This window comes from Acidobacterium sp. FHG110202_01 (assembly GCF_059115305.1).
The window spans coordinates 299,886-317,999 of sequence record NZ_JBZYWJ010000007.1 but is presented as its reverse complement, the minus strand read 5'-3'; the positions used below and the strand labels follow the sequence as shown (position 1 = coordinate 317,999).

Here is an 18,114-nt window from a genome sequence, read left to right as displayed (position 1 = left end):
CTATCACTTTGAAACGTAAATGCGCGCGCAGGGCTGCCCGGTGGAACACACTACGTCAACCAGCGTCAGACCTTCAGGGTGCGCCGCCACTGCCCGCGCAACCTCGTCTCCATCCGAGGCCACGACGAAGGCAGCGGCCTGAGCCGGATGCTTCAATGCCGGAGTCCACTGGTAGTAATCCGCCTCATTGATGGTGCGCTTCAGCGGGATCCCCGCGCGCTGCACTGCTCCTATGTGGTCGGATGTGTACATCAGGATCGTGCCCTGCGGGGGGAGCGCTGCCAGCGCATTCGCCAGCGACTGCTCAAAAGGAATGCGCGTGCGCGAATTGACAATTGCTTCTCCCAGAACAAGCGGACGCGCGCGCAGCAGCACAACGCTGTTCAGGACGACGAGAAACAGAGCGGCAGGCACAAGCCATGCGCGCGTGCTCTGCCAGCGTTCCCGGCACCAGCTCACGAGAAATCCGAGGAAGAGCGCAAAGGCAGGCAGCATTTCCATGCCGTAGCGGGTGTTGTACCACGAGTGCGGGAACCAGATGGGGATGAAGATGGGCACCGAGCCATAGGCGATGGAATAGGCATAAAACGGGAGCGGCACCCAGAACAGCAGTGCCGGCGCAATGTTGCTGCCGCGCCATTTCCATACAGCTGCAGCCGTTCCTGCGATACAAAGACACAGCAACAGGTCACCGAGATGCATAGGCGCTGCGCCCAATTCCGCGGCCTTCAGAAAATAGAGCACGGCAATGCGCATGTTGTGCCAGCCGGGATAATGAAAACTGCCCGGAGGCGAAGTCCTGGCGTCAATTGCTTTTGCCGAGTAGGGTCCGCGCAGAAAATCGAACGGATCGCCGAACTGCTTCGCATTGTAGAGAAGCCACAACAAGGGAGCGGCCACGAGCAGAGCGGTAAACAACAGAAATGCGCCGCCGGCGAGCCCGCGCCAGTGCCGCCTGATCTTTGCGAGAGCAATCAGCCACGCGAATGAAGCGTAGATCCAGCCGTCGTAGCGCGTATAGACGGCGCACACCAGCACCAGTCCGGCACCGATCAGCAGGCTCGCGGCGCGCTTTTGCTCGCCAGCTTTCAACGCCTGCGCATACCGCGCCAGCAGCAATGCGCTCCAGATCATTTCTGCCAGAAAGAGCGGTTCGGTCATCGCTGTGGTCTGCATGTAGAGCAGCCCGGGATTCAGCGCGTAAAACAGCAGAGCAATCAGAGCAAATGCCGGATGCAGCCAGACGCGCGCCAGACGGTAGATCCCGATGCAGCCGAGCACATAGCAGGCCATCGAAGGCCATGCGCCGGCAAGACCGGTCTGCCACCACTCCATTTTCTGGACAAAGGGCATCAGCAGGATGTGTGGCAGCGGCAACCACACAGAGCCGAGCTGCCGGTAGCCGGGGTTCAACGAATCGAGGATGCGACGCGCAATGTGCAGATGCGCGACCGCATCGCCATAAAGCAGAAGCAGGCCGCGCGGGAAGCAATAGGCAAGCGCCAGAAGGGAGAGAACCAGCGCCGCACAGGCGACGAGTGCAGTCTCATTGCGAAGTGCGGCGCGTTCAGTTTCCGGCTCAGTCAAGGTGTGACAACTCGCGGAACAGCGTAAAACGATTGTCGATCTCTTCGCGCGACAACTGCTGCAGGCGGTCGGTGCCGAAGCGCTCCACGGCAAAGGACCCCATCACGCCGCCATAGAACATGGCGCGCTTGAATGCTGCCGGAGTCACTTCCTTCTGCGAAGCAAGATAGCCGAAGAAGCCGCCGGCAAATGAGTCGCCTGCGCCGGTCGGATCGACGACTTCGCTCAGCGGCAGTGCCGGCGCGCGGAACGGCAGCGAGATGTGCTTTGTCTCGCCGGGAAAGAGCCGATTGCTGAAGAATGCGGTTGCGCCGTACTCGCCGTGCTTCACTACCAGGCTCTTCGGGCCCAACGCAAGAATCTTCTCCGCTGCGCGGACAAGGTTCGCATCGTCCGCAAGCAGTTTGGCTTCTCCGTCATTGATCAGCAGGCCGTCGAGCCCCTTCAGCACTTTCTCCAGGTTTTCGCGGTGGCCGTTGATCCAGTAATTCATGGTATCGCCGCAGACCATGCGGACCTTCGGCATCTGGCTGCGGACGTTGGCTTGCAGCACGGGATCGATGTTGGCAAGAAAGAGGAACTCTGAGTCGGCGTATTCGGCTGGAATCTTCGGTGAAAATTTCTCGAAGACGTTGAGCTGCGTCTCTTCTGTCTGCGCTTCGTTCAGGTTCCTGAGATAGGAGCCACGCCAGAAGAAGCTCTTGCCTGAGACATGCTCGAGGCCGCGCGTATCAACGCCGCGGCGCTTCAGAACATCTTCTTCCTTGTCGGTGAAGTCTTCGCCAACCACGGCAATCACACGAACATCAGTGAAATAGCTCGCGGAGAGCGAGAAATACGTCGCTGCCCCGCCCAGGCACCGTTCTGCGTGCCCTGAAGGAGTTTCAATGCTATCGAACGCAACACTGCCCACAACTAGAATTGCCATGCAGTCTCCAGTTAGTTTTTTGTAAGGTACTTGCCGATCAGAAGATCCAGACGCTCGCGCGTCTCTGCCGGAATTGCCGCCGGATTCGTCAGGATCGCATTCTTGAGCGCAGTCGCACAGGCGCAGGTGCGTTCCTTCGGCATCGCAGCCACCGCCGCGCGCACGACCTTCGCAGCATTCGCGGCGTTCTGGTTGAGCACCGCTACGATCTGCTCGACCGTCACGTCATCATGGCCTTCATACCAGCAGTCGTAGTCGGTCACCATGGCCATGGTGGCGTAGCAAATCTCGGCTTCGCGGGCGAGCTTCGCTTCCTGCAGGTTCGTCATGCCGATCACGTCGGCGCCCCAGCTGCGATAGAGATTCGACTCCGCACGCGTCGAAAACTGCGGTCCTTCCATGCAGACATACGTGCCGCCTGATTTGCCCACGACATCTGATGCGGCGCAGGCATCCACGATGGCCTTTGCAACGGTCGCGCAGACTGGATCGCCGAAGGCGACGTGGCCCACAATGCCGTCGCCGAAGAACGTCGCCACGCGATGAAAGGTGCGGTCGATGAACTGGCCGGGAACAACGAAGTCAGTCGGTTTGTGCTCTTCTTTGAGCGAGCCCACGGCAGAAACTGAAAGAATCCGATCGACGCCCAGCTTTTTGAGCGCATAGATGTTGGCGCGAAAGTTCAGTTCCGAGGGAAGGATTTTATGGCCGCGTCCATGCCGAGCCAGGAAGGCGACCTTGCGTCCTTCCAGCTCGCCCAGCACGAATGCGTCGCTGGGCTCTCCAAATGGTGTGCTGACGCGCTCCTCGCGCGTATTTGACAGGCCGGGCATGGTATAAAGCCCGCTGCCTCCAATGATTCCGATTTCCGCTTGCTGCAAAAGCTACTCCGTAACTGAGTTGAGAATGAACGCGCCGGAGCACAGCCGATGACGCGAAGTATCAGTATAAATGGAGGCAAAAATTACCTTTAATTTTCTGTTATTTTCCAAACTTCATCTCTGCCATTTCTCAAAGCAAATGGCCGTGCTATGCTTCCCACGCTGTGAGAAGGAGCACCCTCATGACATCCCCAAAACTTAAGAATTGCTGGAAGCATCTGCTCGCCGCAGTCACGCTTGGCGCAGCAGTATGCTCCGGCCTTGCGCAAACGCCTGTTGCCGGCTCGCCCAACACAGCGACCGCCGATCCGCCAGTACGCCGCCCGAATACCAAGCCCTGCACGGTAACGCTTTTTACTGACTTCACATTCGACGACTTCAATCCGAGAGACTTCAGCTATACGCCGCCCGCAAACTGCCCCGGCCCATGGGCGAAGGTCGTGCTCACAGCCGACTTCAATGAGAATGCAGGAAGGCAATTCGACCGCACTGCCAAGATGTTTATCAATGGCGTGAATGTCTACTTTGGAACCACACCGGAACCGCGGGCAACGGTCGCGCCGACATGGCACATCGAGCGCGACCTCACAGACTACTCCGCGCTGCTCACACAAACACAGAGCGGCGACATCCACCTTGATAACCTCGTCGATTCCACCTATACCGGAATCATTCACGGCACCGCGCAGCTTCTCTTTTATCCTGCGGCATTCTTCGCGCCTGCTCCACAGACAGCCGACCAGGTGATTGCGCTGCCCACAGGCGCGACTGATTCGGCATATCTCAACACTCCAACTGACCAACTGTCGCAGACGCTGACGCTACCAAAGAACGTTGAGCGCGCTTATCTCGATGTGTTTGCCCAGGGCCAATCGACCGACGAGTTCTGGTACACCTGCGTTCCCAATGCCGACACCAGCACTCTTGAAAGCTGCGGATCGACTGCTTTCCGCGAGACGGAAATCACCATCGACGGACAGCCCGCCGGCGTCGCTCCGGTTTATCCATGGATATTCACCGGCGGCATCGATCCTTATCTCTGGGCGCCCATCCCCGGAGTGCAGACTCTGAACTTCGTTCCCTACCGCGTCGACCTGACGCCGTTTGCCGGAGTGCTCTCGAACGGCCAGTCGCATACCGTTGCATTGAGCGTCTTCAATGCTGACAGCTACTTCGCGGTCACGGGCACGCTGCTTGTCTTTGAAGACCACGGAGGCAAGTCCGTCACCGGAGCAGTGACGCAGAACACGCTCGCAGCCGCGCCCACTCCCTACGTGAACGACAAGGGCGTAAGCGCGAGCGGCGGCACAGTAAACACGGCAAACCTGCGCAATTACCGCATCACTGGATATGCGAATACTTCGCATGGCCGCGTGGAGACTACCGTTCAGCAGACCATCAATTTCACCAACAACCAGCAGTTCACTATCGGCAGCAGTCAATATGAACAGGCCATTGTGCAGGGCACTGAGATTTCGTCCGATACAATCGCGAAAAACGGCTGGTCTGTGAATGAAAAAAAACGGAGTCTTTCTTATCCACTTTCGCTCGCCTACAACTACACGGTAAACACAGATGGATCGAGCCAGCAGGCGACCACCGTTCAGCAGGGCTTCCACCAGCTGGACACTGACCTGGTGAATGGCTTTCCGCTCTACACTTCGGAAACAAAGAACGACGTCAACACCGCGGATACCTGGCTCTTTGACTCAAGCGGAGCAACTACCGGCCAGACCAACCGCAGCAGTTCGCAGAAGTACTTCACTCACGACTCCACGGGCTACTGCTACAGCCGCGTACTCACATCCTCGGCTGGGTTGTTGACCGCAGTCACAGATGGACAAGGGTGCCCGAGAGGGAAGAATCAGTAGCATGACCGGCAGGCGTGGATATCACTCTGCGCCTGCCGACTGTGTCATCAGGCTTTGCCTGATGAATCGCTCGTCCATGGCCGGGGCTAAAGCCCCTGTGTTTTTCAGCACATATTCACCGGCCTAAAGGCCGGTGCTTCTACCCAAATACATCCCTGGTTCAGAGAAGCTGAAAGCTCAAGAGCTGGCAAACCAGTAAGCCACAGCGCTCGTTCGACTCGACACTGGCTAATGGGCAACTGCGGCCCGCATCATGCCGCATCCTGAAAAGAAACGCACCATGCTGGCGGAAAGCTCATGCCCTTTGCCGGATTGCAGAGGCATCTTGAGATGCGCCGACTGCATGTCTTCATTGCCGCTCTGCGCGCCTGTAATCATGAAGGCCAGCTTTCGCGCCGTGTTCAGGTCGAAGCTCTCGCTCACAAACACCATGCGCCCGCTGGTATTGATAAGCACCGGGCCCTCGCTGGTCTTGTAGACCTGCTCAGACTGGTCACCTTCAGCTCCGGTATCGCGTTTTACGCCGGAGTATTTCTTGCCCAGCTCATCGACATATAGCTTGGCGAATGCATTCGCAGCTTCAGGCGACTTCCAGCGCGAAAGATACAGCAAACCAACCGATGCAGTGGAGTTCTTCTCCGCATCGGTCTTCGCCTTCTTGCTCTGCACCGCATAGTAGATACCGCCATCCCAGGCCGGCGTCAACGCGGCAGATACCTGGTCACTGCCGAACAGCTCCGTCAGCATACGCACATCCAGCTGCCCCATCACACCCACGTCGTAGGGATCGTAGTCCGCATCAAGCAACGTATGCACATCGGGCATGCGCAGCACCGGAGCAGTCTGTTTGCGCAGGTAGGCGTGCGGGTTGATGATCTCAAAACTGGATGAGGGAGGACGGTCAAGCACGCCGGCAAATGCCGCCTCCTGGCCCTTGGTTTTAAGTAAGGCCTGCTCAAACTTCAGCCCGTCCTGGTAAGGGAACAGCAGCGATTCCTTCAGGACCAGCGGTGCGCGCGCCAGCACAGGCGAATCAGAGGTGTCTCCTCCATCGCCGATGTCGTCCGGCATATCAGGGGCCGTCAGCAAGCTCTTGCCGGAAGGCGCAAGTGAATAGTCGATATAAACGGCCATGGCCTGCCCTTCGAGCACCGCCTCGCGCGCCGTGTCGACCTCATCGGTCTGGATATGATCGTTGTCCTGTTTTACGTTGCGGGCCAGGTCATCGCTGGTCACGTCTTCCCACTTCTCAAGGTCCACGTGCTGGTCCTGCAGCGCATGCGTCAGCTCGTGCGCCAGCACCGGCTTCTGCGTATCAGGAGTCGCCCAGTCGAGCAGGTTCACGGTCTTCGTCTTGCTGTCGTAGTAGGCTTCGATCTGCTCCTTCAACAGCTGCAGCAGAAAAGGCCGCAGCTGGAAATCGCGGTCGAGCAGGCCGAACTTCTTCAGAACGATCTCGGAGCGCTCCATGCGCTTGGCGTCCTTGTCGTCGTTCATCTTCTCAGTAAGGTATTTTTCCACCGCGTCGCGCGTGGTCAGCTTGCGCTTCACATCATGCCGGATGGGCAGCTTCGAGTCATCGGAGGCGAATTTCAGGATGATGCCGACCGAATGGAAGAGCTCCTTGGCCTGGTCCGGCGTAATGTGCATCTCATGCGGAGCTATCTTCGGGGCGGTGGCATTATCCGTGGCCTGCCCAAAGCACAATCCGGCCGAAACCGTCAGAACCAAAGCGAGTCGACTTGCTGTTTTCATCCTCAACGTCATTCCTGACCTCTCCATAAATCCGCCTGTCTTGCGAAGACTATAATTTTGCTATGGGGCAAACGCCACAACTTGTTGCGGACGGACACACTCCGCTCGCCGCTCTCGATCTGGGGTCTGATCTTCAGATGCATCTCGGGCGCATCACGCCCTATTCTTTTGACGATTGCGTCATCGAACTCAGCCGCCTGATGCATGGGGCCGGCGTTTATGACCTCGGCTACCTTACACGCATCCGCATTACCGGGGAAGATCGCCTGCGCTGGCTCAACGGCATGGTGACCAATACGGTGCAGGGACTGGAGGAAGGCTTCGGCAACTATACGCTCGTGCTCAATGCGCAGGGACGGATTCAGGGCGATGGTTACGTCTTCCGTTCGCCTGACCATCTTCTGCTTGAAACCGACCGTGCTCAGGCGCCGCGCCTCCTCGCGCATCTGGACCACTTCATCATCATGGACGACGTGGAGCTACTTGAGTTAGACGCAACAAACACCACTCTTGGTTTGGCTGGACCGCAAGCTCCTCAAATTCTTGAGGCCCTCGGTATCCCGGTCCCGGAAAAACTGGGCTTTGCGGAAGCGAGCCTTAAAGGGATTCCGGTAACTGTCGTCCGCGCTTATGAAGTCCTAGTGCCGCGCTTTGAACTGTGGCTGGCTGCGGAACACGTTGCCGAGGCGTGGAAAATCCTTATCGAAGCCGGGGCCGCGCCCACTGGTTTTTCTGCTGTTGAAGGCCTCCGCATCTTTGAGGGCACGCCGCAGTACGGCACAGACATCACCGACCGCTATCTGCCGCAGGAAACCAGCCAGACGCGGGCGCTCAACTTTAACAAGGGCTGCTATCTCGGCCAGGAAATCGTCGAGCGTATCCGCTCGCGCGCCACGGTGCACCGCAATCTGCGCCAGTTTGAGCTGAACGGCGAGGTGCCGCTGCCTGGAACAGAGTTGCACGCCGAAGGCGATGACAAAGCCATTGGAGAAATCACCAGCGCCATGCACTATGCGCTGCCCGGATTCACCAGTACGCTCGCTCTTGGATTCATCCGCATTGAAGCCCTGGAGCGCAAGGCAGTCATCACATATTCAGGAGGCACAGCTACGCCGCTCGACTCGCCTCCAGCGCTACCTTAAACCAGGAAAAGAGATCATGGACGAAAAACCACCTTCATTTACTGTTACCGACCGGCGCAAGTTCACCGTGGAAGGCGAGCGCCGCGACGACGCTCCCGCAACCGAGCAGGAAAAAGAGCAGAGCGGCGCGCGCGTCATCGCCATGCCCTCGCCTAAGCAGGAAGAACCGAAACAAGCGGAAGCACCTGTCGAGGAATCGCCTGCTCCGGCGGAAGAAGAACTCGCCGGGCCATCGGTGCAGGAATCCGCTGAGCAGCATAAGGCCTATCAGCAATCAACGCAGGACATGGACAACATGCTGCGCCAGGCAAACCCGGGCCTTGAGACGGCGCAGGAAGCCGGCTTTGAGCATGTCATCCAGTCTATCTATCTCTCCGCGCTCGTCGCCATGGGCGCCGGAACAGAGCCCGGGCAGAAGCCGCGCATCGATATCATCGGCGCGCGCCAGAGCATCGACATGCTCTCGATTCTGCAGGAGAAGACCAAGGGCAACCTCACAGAAAAAGAACAGCGGCTGTTACAGAATGCTCTCTTCGACGTGCGCATGATGTTCGTCGAGATCACGAATGCCATCTCGAAATCGGCGCAGCAACCGCCCCCTGCGAAAAAATGACCTGCCAATTGAATCCAGATATTTTGAAATTTCGGTGTTGAGCTGAAGGCAAATTCCCCTCAGCGGCTAAAACCGTGGCGATTTAGAACCTTACGGCACGACTAAAGTCGTGCCCTTTCAAAGAGGCACCTGGCTCCCGGGCAATCTCACATGGAAGCGACTCTCATCCTTCTCGGCAGCGGAACATCCATGGGCGTGCCCACACTTGGCTGCGATTGCCGCGTCTGTACTTCTCCCGATCCGAGAGACCGCCGCTCACGCCCATCGGTCGCCATTCAATGGGACGGCCATTGCGTCCTCATCGATACCGGCCCGGATTTCCGCATGCAGGCGCTACGCGAAAATATACGGCACATCGATGCCGTGCTCTACACGCACGCGCATGCCGATCACATTCTCGGCCTCGATGACCTGCGTCCGCTCACCTTTGATCATCCCAATGGACACGTTCCGCTCTATGCCGACGACGCATCAGCGCGCATCCTCGAGAAAGTCTTCGACTATACTTTTTCCGCTGAATCAAAATACCCCACGCGCGCGCGCGTCAAAATGAACCGCATTGCAGGAACAGAGTCGGTCGAAATTCAGGGAGCACGGTTCCAACGCATCCCGCTGATTCACGGCGAGACCGAAGCTGCAGGCTTCCGCTTCGGAAACGCCGCCTATCTCACCGACATGAACATCATTCCTGACGAGAGCCTGCCGCTGCTTGAGAAGCTCGACGTGGTCATCATTGATGCTCTGCGCCCGGCTCCGCATCCAAGTCATGCCAACATAGACCAGGCTCTGCGCTGGATTGACCGCCTCCAGCCACGCCGCGCGTGGTTCACACACATGTCGCATGAAGTGCATCACGCAGACACAGAAAATGAGCTGCCGCCCCATGTCCGTCTCGCCTATGATGGGCTGCGGATTCCTATCGAGCTATAGCTATGCAGGTCTTCCACACGCTCGCAGAATTTCCCGCCGATTATGGCCCGACGGTCATCGCCATCGGCAATTTTGACGGCGTGCACTGCGGACACCGCTGGATCATCGATCATGCGCGCAGCCGCGCGAGAGAGCTGAAGGCCCGATGCATCGCAGTCACCTTCGATCCGCATCCTGTCCGCGTGCTTCGCCCGGAAGCTGCGCCTCGTCTCATCACTCCACTGCCGGAACGCCTTCACCTGCTCGCCGAAACCGGCCTTGATGCAACAGTAGTCCTTCCCTTTACGGAATCCTTCTCGCATCTCTCTGCCGAGGCTTTCGCGCGCGATGTGCTGCGCGACGGACTACATGCAGTGGAAGTGCATGAAGGCGACAATTTTCGCTTTGGCTATCAAGCGCAGGCCGGCATTGCAGAGCTGGCTGAGCTCGGCCGTGAGCTGGGATTCGCCGTCAACGCGCACCATACGTGTACTGTCCGGGGTCTTCTTGTTTCGAGCAGCAAAGTGCGCGAGCGCATCGCTCAAGGAGACATGACCGCGGCGCGCGCTCTGCTGGACCGACCCTTTGCCATCCGCGCGACACAGGCACGCGGACGCGGCATTGGTTCGAAGCTCACCGTCCCCACCATCAATCTTTCCCCCTACGAAGAGCTGTTACCGGCGCACGGAGTTTACATTACGTGCATGAAGATCGGCGATGCTGCGGAGAGCCCGGTCTTCAACTCCGTCACCAACGTTGGCAACCGCCCTACCTTCGGTGAAGCATCGTTTGCCGTAGAGTCTCATCTGCTCGACTTCCACCCTGTCGAGTTGAGCGAAGATACTCCGCTTGAGCTAACTTTTCTGCGGCGTATCCGCTCCGAAATGCGTTTTCCTTCACCGGAAGCATTGAAAGCACAGATTCTGCGAGATGTAGCGCAGGCGCAGCGTTATTTCCACCTGATGAAGATTCTGCGGTGCCGCCAGTAAAGGGACTTTCACTCTCAAAGTTCCTGCTCTATCGTTCCATGAACATCGCCTGTTCCCTGCCCTTGCCAACTCTTCACTCTGGTGAGTAATCTTTCCGCTTGTTTTGAATCGGTCTGGCATTTTGCTTTGCAAGGAGAACATCATGTTCAGCAAACTGCTTTTCAGTTCTTTCGCTGCCGCGGTCTTCAGCCTTCCTCTTCAAGCCTCCGCGCAGCAGACAGATGTTTCGCGTTACGAAATCTATTCCGGCTTCACTTACTTCGAGTCTCCGAGCCTGAATCTTGCTGAACACGGCTATCACCTGCAGGTTGGCGTCAATCTCAGGACGTGGCTGGGCGGCGGCTTTGACTACTCCATAGTGAAAGGACACAACTCGCTGACGCCGAATCTGCTGCTGCCTTCGCTCCAGGCGCAGATTGGCCAGTTGCTGGCCGGGCTTGAAGCCGAAGGCGTCATCCCGCCGAACTATCAGCTTTCCGTGCCTACAGACAACACAACGCAGACCTTCGCCGCCGGCCCGCAGCTGGTCTACCGGCACTTTGTTCCCATCACGCTCTTTGTAAGGCCTTCGATCGGCGCCATTCATGAGACATCGACACCGCACCCGACCGATCCGGTTGCAGCACTGATCGTGCAGCAGCTTGCGCCCTCGGGAAAGAAGACTGACTGGACGGGCTTCTATGGATTTGGCGGTGGGTTTGACTGGAACGCGTCGCATCACTTCGGCGTGCGCGCGCAAGTCGATGTGGTTCACAACCATCTTTTCGACGATCTTCTGGAGAACGGCCGCTGGACCACCCGTGTCTCCGTTGGCCCGGTCTTCCGCTTCGGGAAGAACATCGTTCACTAAAGAAACTATCTGCCAGCCGCAGGCTTGCGAGCAATCACAATGCGCAAAGGAGGAAAAGTGTAGAGAGGATTACTCCATTCTCTCGTGACCGAAAGTCCGGCACGACGAAGCTCATCAGCATATTCGCCGGTGTTCTTGTAATCAGAAAGAAGGGCCGTTCCTCCGGGCTTCAACACGCGAACAATCTGCTGAAGCGCCTTCTCGCGCGTGAGGCGATCATAGATGTTATGCAGGCAGAGGTTCGACACAATTACGTCGAATGCGCCGTCAGGAAACGGCATATCCTGTGCGGGCGCGCCGACCAGCGTGCAGTTCTCGCTGACTCCCTCCAGTTCGAGATTCCGGCGCGTAGCCGCTTCGGAATTGCCGCCCATATCCTGCTGAGACCAGATATCAATGCCGGTTGCCTGCCCGCTCCCGCCGATGGATGCCAGCTTCTTTGCCGCTCCAGCCAGCAGAAGCCCGCGACCGCAGCCAACATCAAGCACCTGCTCGTTGCCGCTCCATGGATGCAGTGAGAGCATGAGGTCGCGGTGACGGAACTTGCCGTACTTCACGTACAGCAGAAAGAGAAGTCCTTCCAGCACGAGCGCGATGCCTGTCCAGAAGAACATGGGCCGCAATTGAAAAGTGATATTGCCCAGGCTGATCTGCGGGGGTCCAAAGATTCCAATCAGCAGGCACAGAACTCCGAACAGGAAGAGATTGCGCAGAACACCGGGAGCATCGATGCCGTAATCAGGCTTGTTTCGGGCCATATTTCGCGGTCATCTAAACGGCCTTCTTTCGCCGTCCGGCTGACTTAGCAGGAGCAGCCTCAGCCTCGCGCTGCGGTCCCTTCTTGCCCACAGCCTCTTCCTGCTCTTCCATGCTCTTCCTCAAGGCATCCATCAGGTTGATGACCGGAGCCATCCGCTTCTTCGGATGCTTCTCTTCTTTCGGCGCCATTCCGGCTTCTTTCTGCTCCACCAGCTTCTCGACGCGCTCCTGGTATTCGTCCTTGAATTGCTCCGGCTCGAACTTTGAGGTCAGCTGCTTCATGAACTGCTCGGCGAGCTCGATCTCTGCTTTCTGCAGGCCGATGTCTTTGTCCTCGCCATACTCGGCGACTTCGCGCACTTCTGCCGGATAGAACAGCGTGTGCAGCACCAGTCCCTTGTGGTAAGGCCGGATCATCACGATCTGCTCGCGCTGGTGCAGCGTGATCTTAGCAATCGCCCCCAGCTTCAGCTGATCCATGCCGCGCAGGATGAGCGCATAGGCGCGACGGCCTGGGTCTTCGGCAACCGTGTAATACGAAGTCTGGTAATAGATCGGATCGACATCGTCCAGCTTCACGAACTGGACAATCTCCATTGTCTCGGACGACTCGGCTTCGAGAGCCTTCAACTCTTCCGGCGTGATCTGCACATAGGTATCGCGATCGACCGGATAACCCTTGGCAATCTCATTGCGCTCGACCACGCGCTCGCACGTCGGGCAAAAGAGCTGCTGCTTCACGCGCGTGCCGCAGACCGAGTGCACCTGGTTGAAGCTCACATGCTGCTCACGCGCCGCCACGAACAAACGGATCGGCACCGAAATCAGACCAAAGGAAACATAGCCTTTCCAAACCGTAGACGCCATAAATGCAATCCTTTACGCTACAAACAGTCAGGATGCCCATTGTACCTTGGCTGGCCGGACGATTGCACCAAAAATGATGCTTTCCGAGGTACGGGCTTGAAGGCCTCACTTTATTTGTGATGAGCGAAGCTCCCGCGCAGTAGCTCCATTCCCTCTTCTTTCGTCCGGATGCGGCCTTCGAGCTGCGCATCCTCAGCGAGGGACAGCATTTCTTTGAATTGGGGACCGGGCCTGTAACCGGCATCGATCAGATTACGGCCAGTGATGAGCAGGGCTGGCTTCATCGCATCTTCCGGCATGTTTTCGTAGTGCTGCTTCGCAAATTCATAGAGCGACAGATCGCGGTGGCTGGAAAGACAGTCGATGCGGTGCAGTTCGAGGTGTTCGGGAAAATCCGGCAGACGGAAAAAGCGTTTCAGCGTCGATTCCTTCATCCGCATCACATCGCCGAAGCGCATGTGGTTTTCGACCAGCGCGAGAATCTGGTCCGTCTCCTCGTTTGAAAATCGCAGGCGGCGGCAGATGTCTGCTGCGATGCGAACGCCCACTTCCACATGGCCGTTGAAACGAATGCGATCTGGAGCACGCTCGAATGTTGCGGGCTTGCCCACATCGTGCAGCAGCGCTCCCCAGGCCAACGTGGGCGAGACGCCTGCGGGTAGTTTTTCGAGCAGCAGCAGTGTATGTACCCACACATCGCCTTCCGGATGGTACTCCGGCGGCTGCTCTACTCCGTGCAGGCGGTCGATTTCTGACAGCACCTGCTTCAACAGCTCTGTCTGGTCGAGAAGCTCAAAGGCACGCCGCGCATGGCCTTCGGTCAGCATACGGGTCAATTCGTCACGAATGCGCTCGCAGCTTACCTGCCCGATCTCAGCCGAGTGACTGCGGATCGCCTTTTCTGTAACTGTGTCGATGACAAATTCAAACCGCGCTGCAAAACGCACAGCGCGCAGCATGCGCAGCTTGTCTTCTTTAAAGCGCCGCTCGGGATCGCCAATCGCCCGGACAATGCCCGCAGCCAGATCGGCGCGGCCTCCTACGTAATCCAGCGTCGCCTGCGCAGGATCGCCAATCTCGTTCAGCAACTGCGGATCAAGCAGCATTCCATTGATAGTGAAGTCGCGGCGCAGAACGTCTTCCTGTGCGCTGGTCGAGAAACTCACCTCGTCAGGACGGCGTCCATCAGAATAACTGCCGTCATTGCGAAAGGTAGCTACCTCGGTGACAATCTCGTCGCCGTCAATTTCATCAGCGACCAACACGACGCCAAAATGCGCGCCTACAGCGAAAGTTCGTGGAAAGAGCTTCAGCACCACATCCGGGCGCGCGCTTGTAGCCACATCGAAATCAGCAGGGACATGCCCGAGCAGCAGATCACGCACACATCCGCCGGCAAAATACGCATCGTAGCCTTCAGCGCGAAGGCGCTCTACGATGTGTTCTGCGGCGATTTGTGCGTGTGTTCTATTCATCAGCTGTCATTCCGACCGAAACCGGGGTCCCCGGACTGCGCGGTGTTCGCAGGCTGGGGTGGTGGAGCGGAGGAATCTGCAGTTTCCTTCTACTATAGATATAGATGCCCACTGGCCTTATTCTCGGCATAGAGAGCTCCTGTGATGAAACCGCAGCTGCTGTCGTGCGTCGCGGCGAGGAAACGCTGTCCAGCGTAGTTGCCTCGCAAATCGCCACTCACGCTCCGTATGGCGGCGTTGTGCCCGAGCTTGCTTCGCGCGAGCACCTGCGCAACATCATGCCTGTCATCCGCACCGCGATGGCCGAAGCAGGAACGAGCCTCGACGATCTTGATGCTATCGCTGTCACTGAAGGCCCAGGCCTTGCCGGAGCTCTGCTTGTGGGCATCAGTTATGCCAAGTCGCTTGCCATGGCGCTCAACAAGCCGCTCGTCGCAGTCAATCATCTCGAAGGCCACATCCATGCCGTCCTGCTCGAACAGGCGCAGTTGCATGAAGGCCGCGTCCCGCTGCCGGCGCTGGCGCTGGTCGTCTCGGGAGGGCACACGCATCTCTATCTCGCGCGTCAGCATGGCCGGACGTGGCGCTACAAAAATGTCGGCCACACCGTCGACGACGCTGCCGGCGAAGCATTCGACAAGGTAGCCAAGCTGCTTGGGCTGGGCTATCCCGGCGGCCCGTGGATCGATGCGCTCGCTCCACACGGTGACCCGAAAGCTGTCCCATTCTCCTTTGCGCAGATCAAACCCAAAGTTCATCGCAAAGAAACGCAGAGCGTGTCATTCAGCCAGCAGTTCTTTTTTTCTTTCAGCGGTATCAAAACCGCAGTGCTGCGCTATGTGGAGACGCACGAGATGTTCGCCTCCATCGCGGCGCGCCGGGAGGCACTTGCAAAGATTCCGAATGCAAGACCGGCCGACGCGCTTGCGCTCTGCGATGAAGAGACGCTCAGCCTCATCGCATCCTTTCAGCGCGCGGTGGTCGATGACCTGCGGCGCAAGACCTTTCAGGCAGCGGAAGCATTTGACGCCGCCAGTGTCATCGTTTCCGGCGGAGTGGCAGCGAACCGCGAGCTGCGAGTGCGCTTTACCGCGGAAGCCGCAGAGCGCAGCCTGCCGATTGCCTTCCCATCTCTCTCGCTCTCGACCGATAACGCTGCCATGATCGCGGCTGCCGCATGGCCGAAATTTCAGGCCGATGAACTCGCCTCACCTGAGCTGACCGCAGTGCCCTCGCTTACGCTTGGGCGTTAAATGCAACTGATACAATCGCAAGTGAACGAAACGCCGCAGAATCTGACCGCACGAATGAGCATCCGCCTCTTCAATACCCTTACCAGTAATATCGAAGAACTTAAGCCGATTGACGGCGACGCGCTCCGCATCTATGCCTGCGGCCCCACGGTCTACGACTACGGCCACATCGGTAACTTCCGCACGTTTCTTCACGTTGATGTGTTGCGCCGCGTGCTTGAACTGAACGGCATGAAGGTCAAGCACGTCATGAACATCACTGACGTGGACGACAAGATCATTCGCAATGCCGCAGCGGCGCATGTGCCCATCGGTGAATACACTCCGCGCTTTGAAAAAGCTTTCTTCGAAGATTTAGACGCGCTCTCTGTCGAGCATCCTGAGATTGTCGCCCGCGCTACCGAGCATATTCCGGATATGGTCGCGCTGATCCAGCGCCTCGCCGCGCAGGACCTTGCTTACAAGACCGACGACGGCTCCTGGTACTTCCGCATTGCCGGATTTCCGGAGTACGGAAAGCTCTCGAAAAAAGATTTCAGCGGCATCACCGACGGCGCGCGCGTCGACGTGGACGAATACGACAAGGACTCGGCCCGCGACTTTGCTTTATGGAAAGCTCCCAAACCCGGCGAATATCACTGGCAGACGGAGCTGGGGCCGGGCCGTCCCGGATGGCACATTGAGTGTTCGGCCATGGCGATGCAGTATCTCGGCGAATCCTTCGACCTGCACGCGGGCGGCGAAGACCTGATGTTTCCCCACCACGAAAACGAAATCGCGCAATCCGAATCAGCCACACACAAGACCTTCGCGCACCATTGGTTCCATGTCCGCTTCCTGCTGGTCGAAGGCCGCAAGATGTCGAAGTCTGAAGGCAATTTCTATACGCTGCGCGATCTCCTGCTCAAGGGCTACAAGGCCTCGGCCATCCGCTTCCTGCTCGTCTCTGTCCCCTATCGCCAGCAGCTCAATTTCACCTTTGAAGGCCTAACTGCGGAAACCGGAGCTGTCGAGCGCCTGCGTACATTCCATCAGCGCCTGCGCACTCTCACTCCAGCTAAAGAAACAAATCAGCAGCTTGCTATAGAAACAGAACAGGCATCGCGGAATTTCCGCGCCGCGCTGGCCAACGATCTCAACACTGCCGAAGCGCGCGCCGCAGTCTTTGAGCTGATCCGCTCCAGCAATGCAGCCATGGACGCCGGCACGCTCGGCGCAGAAAACATCGCACAGATTGAAAAGCTGCTCTCCGACTTCGACAAGATCTTCGCTGTGCTCGAAGACCACGATGCTGAGTGGACACGCTTTGCGCTCGAATGGGCGGAACGCGAAGGCCGTCTCGATGAAGTCGCTCCGGAAGTGAAAGCGCAGCTCTCTTTGAGCGACTCTGAGATCGAAGCATTGATCGAAGAGCGTAACCAGGCACGCCGGACGCGCAACTTCGCCCGCGCCGATCAGATTCGCAAAGAGCTGCTCGAAAAAGGAGTCATCCTCGAAGACTCGAAAGAGGGAGTCCGCTGGAAGCGAAAATAGGAGGACTAGCCGTCCAGGCACACGCGTGCTCTCGCGCGCCATTTTTGCTTACGAAGCGCGCCGTTTGTGCAGTGCTTCATGAATCAGCATTTTCAGATAGGTCTGATACCGCAAACCCTTTGCTCTGGCTTGCTGTTTCGCGAGTTCAACATCTTCGCGGTCGATGCGAATCGTGATATTAGGCGTTGCTCCGGATTTTGCCTGTTCCAGTGCCTGATCAAGCGTAATCGCCTTGCTCTCTTGAAGGTCTTCCAGCATTGTGTCTTCGTGCTCAACACGATGTTTGTCCCACCATCGGGCTTCTTCTTCCTCGGTTTTAAATGCTGGTATCTGTTTCCTCATGCAACTTCTCCGCGTAATATTTGCGCAGCTTTCTGCCAGCAGTATGAGCTGTAACCGGCCTGATCCGGTCATTGCGAATCATAAAACTATGCGCAGCACCCTGCCTGCTCTTGTGCTGCCTAGAATTTCAAAGCGCGGCTCGTCGTTGCGTTCATAGCTATTAAGAATGAGCCCGTAGCGGTCTTGAAATACTTCTTCCACTTCGTGCAGAAGCACCTGATGTAGTCCAATGTGGGCCTGATTCGCTTTGTCCCAATCAAACTGAATCTTTGGACTCATTCGCCGATAAGCTTCATACTATTGTATGTGCAGTGTATGTGCAATAAAATTTTGATGGAATAGCGAATTTCAAAAATAAGA

The 18,114-nt window shown here is 57.6% G+C and carries 17 protein-coding genes; 8 read left to right on the top strand and 9 right to left on the bottom strand.

Translation table 11 applies throughout. The features are described 5' to 3' along the window. Nucleotides 1-3: 3 nt before the first annotated feature. From AC5S16_RS16540 to mtnP, 3 genes are read right to left on the bottom strand one after another with little or no spacing between them, the layout of a single operon-like run. Nucleotides 4-1,587 carry an ArnT family glycosyltransferase gene (locus AC5S16_RS16540; RefSeq protein ID WP_493931203.1) on the bottom strand — a complete coding sequence of 528 codons (1,584 nt, stop codon included), beginning with the start codon at nt 1,585-1,587 and terminating at the stop codon, nt 4-6. After that, nucleotides 1,580-2,515: a PfkB family carbohydrate kinase gene (locus AC5S16_RS16535; RefSeq protein ID WP_493931202.1), complete on the bottom strand. Its 936-nt coding sequence runs from the start codon at nt 2,513-2,515 to the stop codon at nt 1,580-1,582. The genes AC5S16_RS16540 and AC5S16_RS16535 overlap by 8 nt, the downstream gene beginning before the upstream one ends. An 11-nt stretch (nt 2,516-2,526) precedes the next feature. Beyond that, on the bottom strand, nt 2,527-3,396 hold the full coding sequence (gene mtnP / locus AC5S16_RS16530; protein ID WP_493931201.1) for an S-methyl-5'-thioadenosine phosphorylase: 870 nt from the start codon (nt 3,394-3,396) through the stop codon (nt 2,527-2,529). A 182-nt stretch (nt 3,397-3,578) separates the two neighbouring features. On the opposite strand from mtnP, the gene AC5S16_RS16525 reads away from it, so the two are divergent. Then, a complete protein-coding gene (locus tag AC5S16_RS16525; protein WP_493931200.1) occupies nt 3,579-5,267 on the top strand; it encodes a peptide-N4-asparagine amidase in 1,689 nt (562 codons plus the stop codon). A gap of 228 nt (nt 5,268-5,495) precedes the next feature. On the opposite strand, the gene AC5S16_RS16520 is transcribed toward AC5S16_RS16525, so the two are convergent. After that, on the bottom strand, nt 5,496-7,022 hold the full coding sequence (locus tag AC5S16_RS16520; protein ID WP_493931199.1) for a hypothetical protein: 1,527 nt from the start codon (nt 7,020-7,022) through the stop codon (nt 5,496-5,498). A 62-nt stretch (nt 7,023-7,084) separates the two neighbouring features. Here AC5S16_RS16520 and ygfZ point away from each other — a divergent pair, with 62 nt between their 5' ends. From ygfZ to AC5S16_RS16495, 5 genes are all read left to right on the top strand, one after another. Next, entirely contained in the window at nt 7,085-8,164 is a 1,080-nt protein-coding gene (gene ygfZ, locus AC5S16_RS16515; protein ID WP_493931198.1) for a CAF17-like 4Fe-4S cluster assembly/insertion protein YgfZ, read from the top strand. Between the two features lie 16 nt (nt 8,165-8,180). Further along, nucleotides 8,181-8,777, top strand: a complete 597-nt coding sequence (locus AC5S16_RS16510; protein WP_493931197.1) for a DUF1844 domain-containing protein — start codon at nt 8,181-8,183, stop codon at nt 8,775-8,777. 150 nt (nt 8,778-8,927) lie between these two features. Further along, nucleotides 8,928-9,707, top strand: coding sequence for an MBL fold metallo-hydrolase (locus AC5S16_RS16505; protein ID WP_493931196.1), 780 nt, complete (start codon nt 8,928-8,930; stop codon nt 9,705-9,707). Between the two features lie 2 nt (nt 9,708-9,709). Next, nucleotides 9,710-10,675 (top strand): bifunctional riboflavin kinase/FAD synthetase, encoded by a 966-nt coding sequence (locus tag AC5S16_RS16500; protein WP_493931195.1) that lies wholly within the window; start codon nt 9,710-9,712, stop codon nt 10,673-10,675. A gap of 142 nt (nt 10,676-10,817) precedes the next feature. Beyond that, on the top strand, nt 10,818-11,525 hold the full coding sequence (locus AC5S16_RS16495) for a hypothetical protein (protein ID WP_493931194.1): 708 nt from the start codon (nt 10,818-10,820) through the stop codon (nt 11,523-11,525). Between the two features lie 5 nt (nt 11,526-11,530). Here the strand turns inward: AC5S16_RS16495 and AC5S16_RS16490 are convergent, their stop codons facing one another. The 3 genes from AC5S16_RS16490 to AC5S16_RS16480 form a co-directional block, all read right to left on the bottom strand. Next, complete coding sequence (locus AC5S16_RS16490; protein WP_493931193.1) at nt 11,531-12,283, bottom strand: class I SAM-dependent methyltransferase; 753 nt, start codon at nt 12,281-12,283, stop codon at nt 11,531-11,533. A gap of 13 nt (nt 12,284-12,296) precedes the next feature. After that, the gene (gene ku, locus AC5S16_RS16485) at nt 12,297-13,151 is read right to left on the bottom strand and encodes a non-homologous end joining protein Ku (RefSeq protein WP_493931192.1); all 855 of its coding nucleotides are present in this window, start codon (nt 13,149-13,151) and stop codon (nt 12,297-12,299) included. Nucleotides 13,152-13,261: 110 nt separating this feature from the next. Continuing rightward, nucleotides 13,262-14,626 (bottom strand): CCA tRNA nucleotidyltransferase, encoded by a 1,365-nt coding sequence (locus tag AC5S16_RS16480; protein ID WP_493931191.1) that lies wholly within the window; start codon nt 14,624-14,626, stop codon nt 13,262-13,264. 104 nt (nt 14,627-14,730) lie between these two features. On the opposite strand from AC5S16_RS16480, the gene tsaD reads away from it, so the two are divergent. Next, nucleotides 14,731-15,879, top strand: a complete 1,149-nt coding sequence (tsaD, locus tag AC5S16_RS16475) for a tRNA (adenosine(37)-N6)-threonylcarbamoyltransferase complex transferase subunit TsaD (RefSeq protein WP_493931190.1) — start codon at nt 14,731-14,733, stop codon at nt 15,877-15,879. Between the two features lie 54 nt (nt 15,880-15,933). Continuing rightward, complete coding sequence (gene cysS / locus AC5S16_RS16470) at nt 15,934-17,412, top strand: cysteine--tRNA ligase (RefSeq protein WP_493931189.1); 1,479 nt, start codon at nt 15,934-15,936, stop codon at nt 17,410-17,412. A gap of 48 nt (nt 17,413-17,460) precedes the next feature. Here cysS and AC5S16_RS16465 read toward each other — a convergent pair whose 3' ends face one another. Both AC5S16_RS16465 and AC5S16_RS16460 read right to left on the bottom strand, forming a co-directional pair. Then, nucleotides 17,461-17,754, bottom strand: a complete 294-nt coding sequence (locus tag AC5S16_RS16465) for a CopG family antitoxin (protein WP_493931188.1) — start codon at nt 17,752-17,754, stop codon at nt 17,461-17,463. A 78-nt stretch (nt 17,755-17,832) separates the two neighbouring features. Next, nucleotides 17,833-18,033: a BrnT family toxin gene (locus AC5S16_RS16460; protein ID WP_493931187.1), complete on the bottom strand. Its 201-nt coding sequence runs from the start codon at nt 18,031-18,033 to the stop codon at nt 17,833-17,835. Nucleotides 18,034-18,114 lie beyond the last annotated feature (81 nt).

Excerpts from the sequence above, each read along its gene's own strand:
- AC5S16_RS16535 (WP_493931202.1), bottom strand. The coding sequence starts at position 2,515 with ATGGCAATTCTAGTTGTGGGCAGTGTTGCGTTCGATAGCATTGAAACT.
- AC5S16_RS16525 (WP_493931200.1), top strand. The coding sequence starts at position 3,579 with ATGACATCCCCAAAACTTAAGAATTGCTGGAAGCATCTGCTCGCCGCA.
- AC5S16_RS16520 (WP_493931199.1), bottom strand. The coding sequence starts at position 7,022 with ATGAAAACAGCAAGTCGACTCGCTTTGGTTCTGACGGTTTCGGCCGGA.
- ygfZ (WP_493931198.1), top strand. The coding sequence starts at position 7,085 with ATGGGGCAAACGCCACAACTTGTTGCGGACGGACACACTCCGCTCGCC.
- AC5S16_RS16510 (WP_493931197.1), top strand. The coding sequence starts at position 8,181 with ATGGACGAAAAACCACCTTCATTTACTGTTACCGACCGGCGCAAGTTC.
- AC5S16_RS16505 (WP_493931196.1), top strand. The coding sequence starts at position 8,928 with ATGGAAGCGACTCTCATCCTTCTCGGCAGCGGAACATCCATGGGCGTG.
- AC5S16_RS16500 (WP_493931195.1), top strand. The coding sequence starts at position 9,710 with ATGCAGGTCTTCCACACGCTCGCAGAATTTCCCGCCGATTATGGCCCG.
- AC5S16_RS16495 (WP_493931194.1), top strand. The coding sequence starts at position 10,818 with ATGTTCAGCAAACTGCTTTTCAGTTCTTTCGCTGCCGCGGTCTTCAGC.
- AC5S16_RS16490 (WP_493931193.1), bottom strand. The coding sequence starts at position 12,283 with ATGGCCCGAAACAAGCCTGATTACGGCATCGATGCTCCCGGTGTTCTG.
- ku (WP_493931192.1), bottom strand. The coding sequence starts at position 13,151 with ATGGCGTCTACGGTTTGGAAAGGCTATGTTTCCTTTGGTCTGATTTCG.
- AC5S16_RS16480 (WP_493931191.1), bottom strand. The coding sequence starts at position 14,626 with ATGAATAGAACACACGCACAAATCGCCGCAGAACACATCGTAGAGCGC.
- tsaD (WP_493931190.1), top strand. The coding sequence starts at position 14,731 with ATGCCCACTGGCCTTATTCTCGGCATAGAGAGCTCCTGTGATGAAACC.
- cysS (WP_493931189.1), top strand. The coding sequence starts at position 15,934 with ATGAGCATCCGCCTCTTCAATACCCTTACCAGTAATATCGAAGAACTT.
- AC5S16_RS16465 (WP_493931188.1), bottom strand. The coding sequence starts at position 17,754 with ATGAGGAAACAGATACCAGCATTTAAAACCGAGGAAGAAGAAGCCCGA.
- AC5S16_RS16460 (WP_493931187.1), bottom strand. The coding sequence starts at position 18,033 with ATGAGTCCAAAGATTCAGTTTGATTGGGACAAAGCGAATCAGGCCCAC.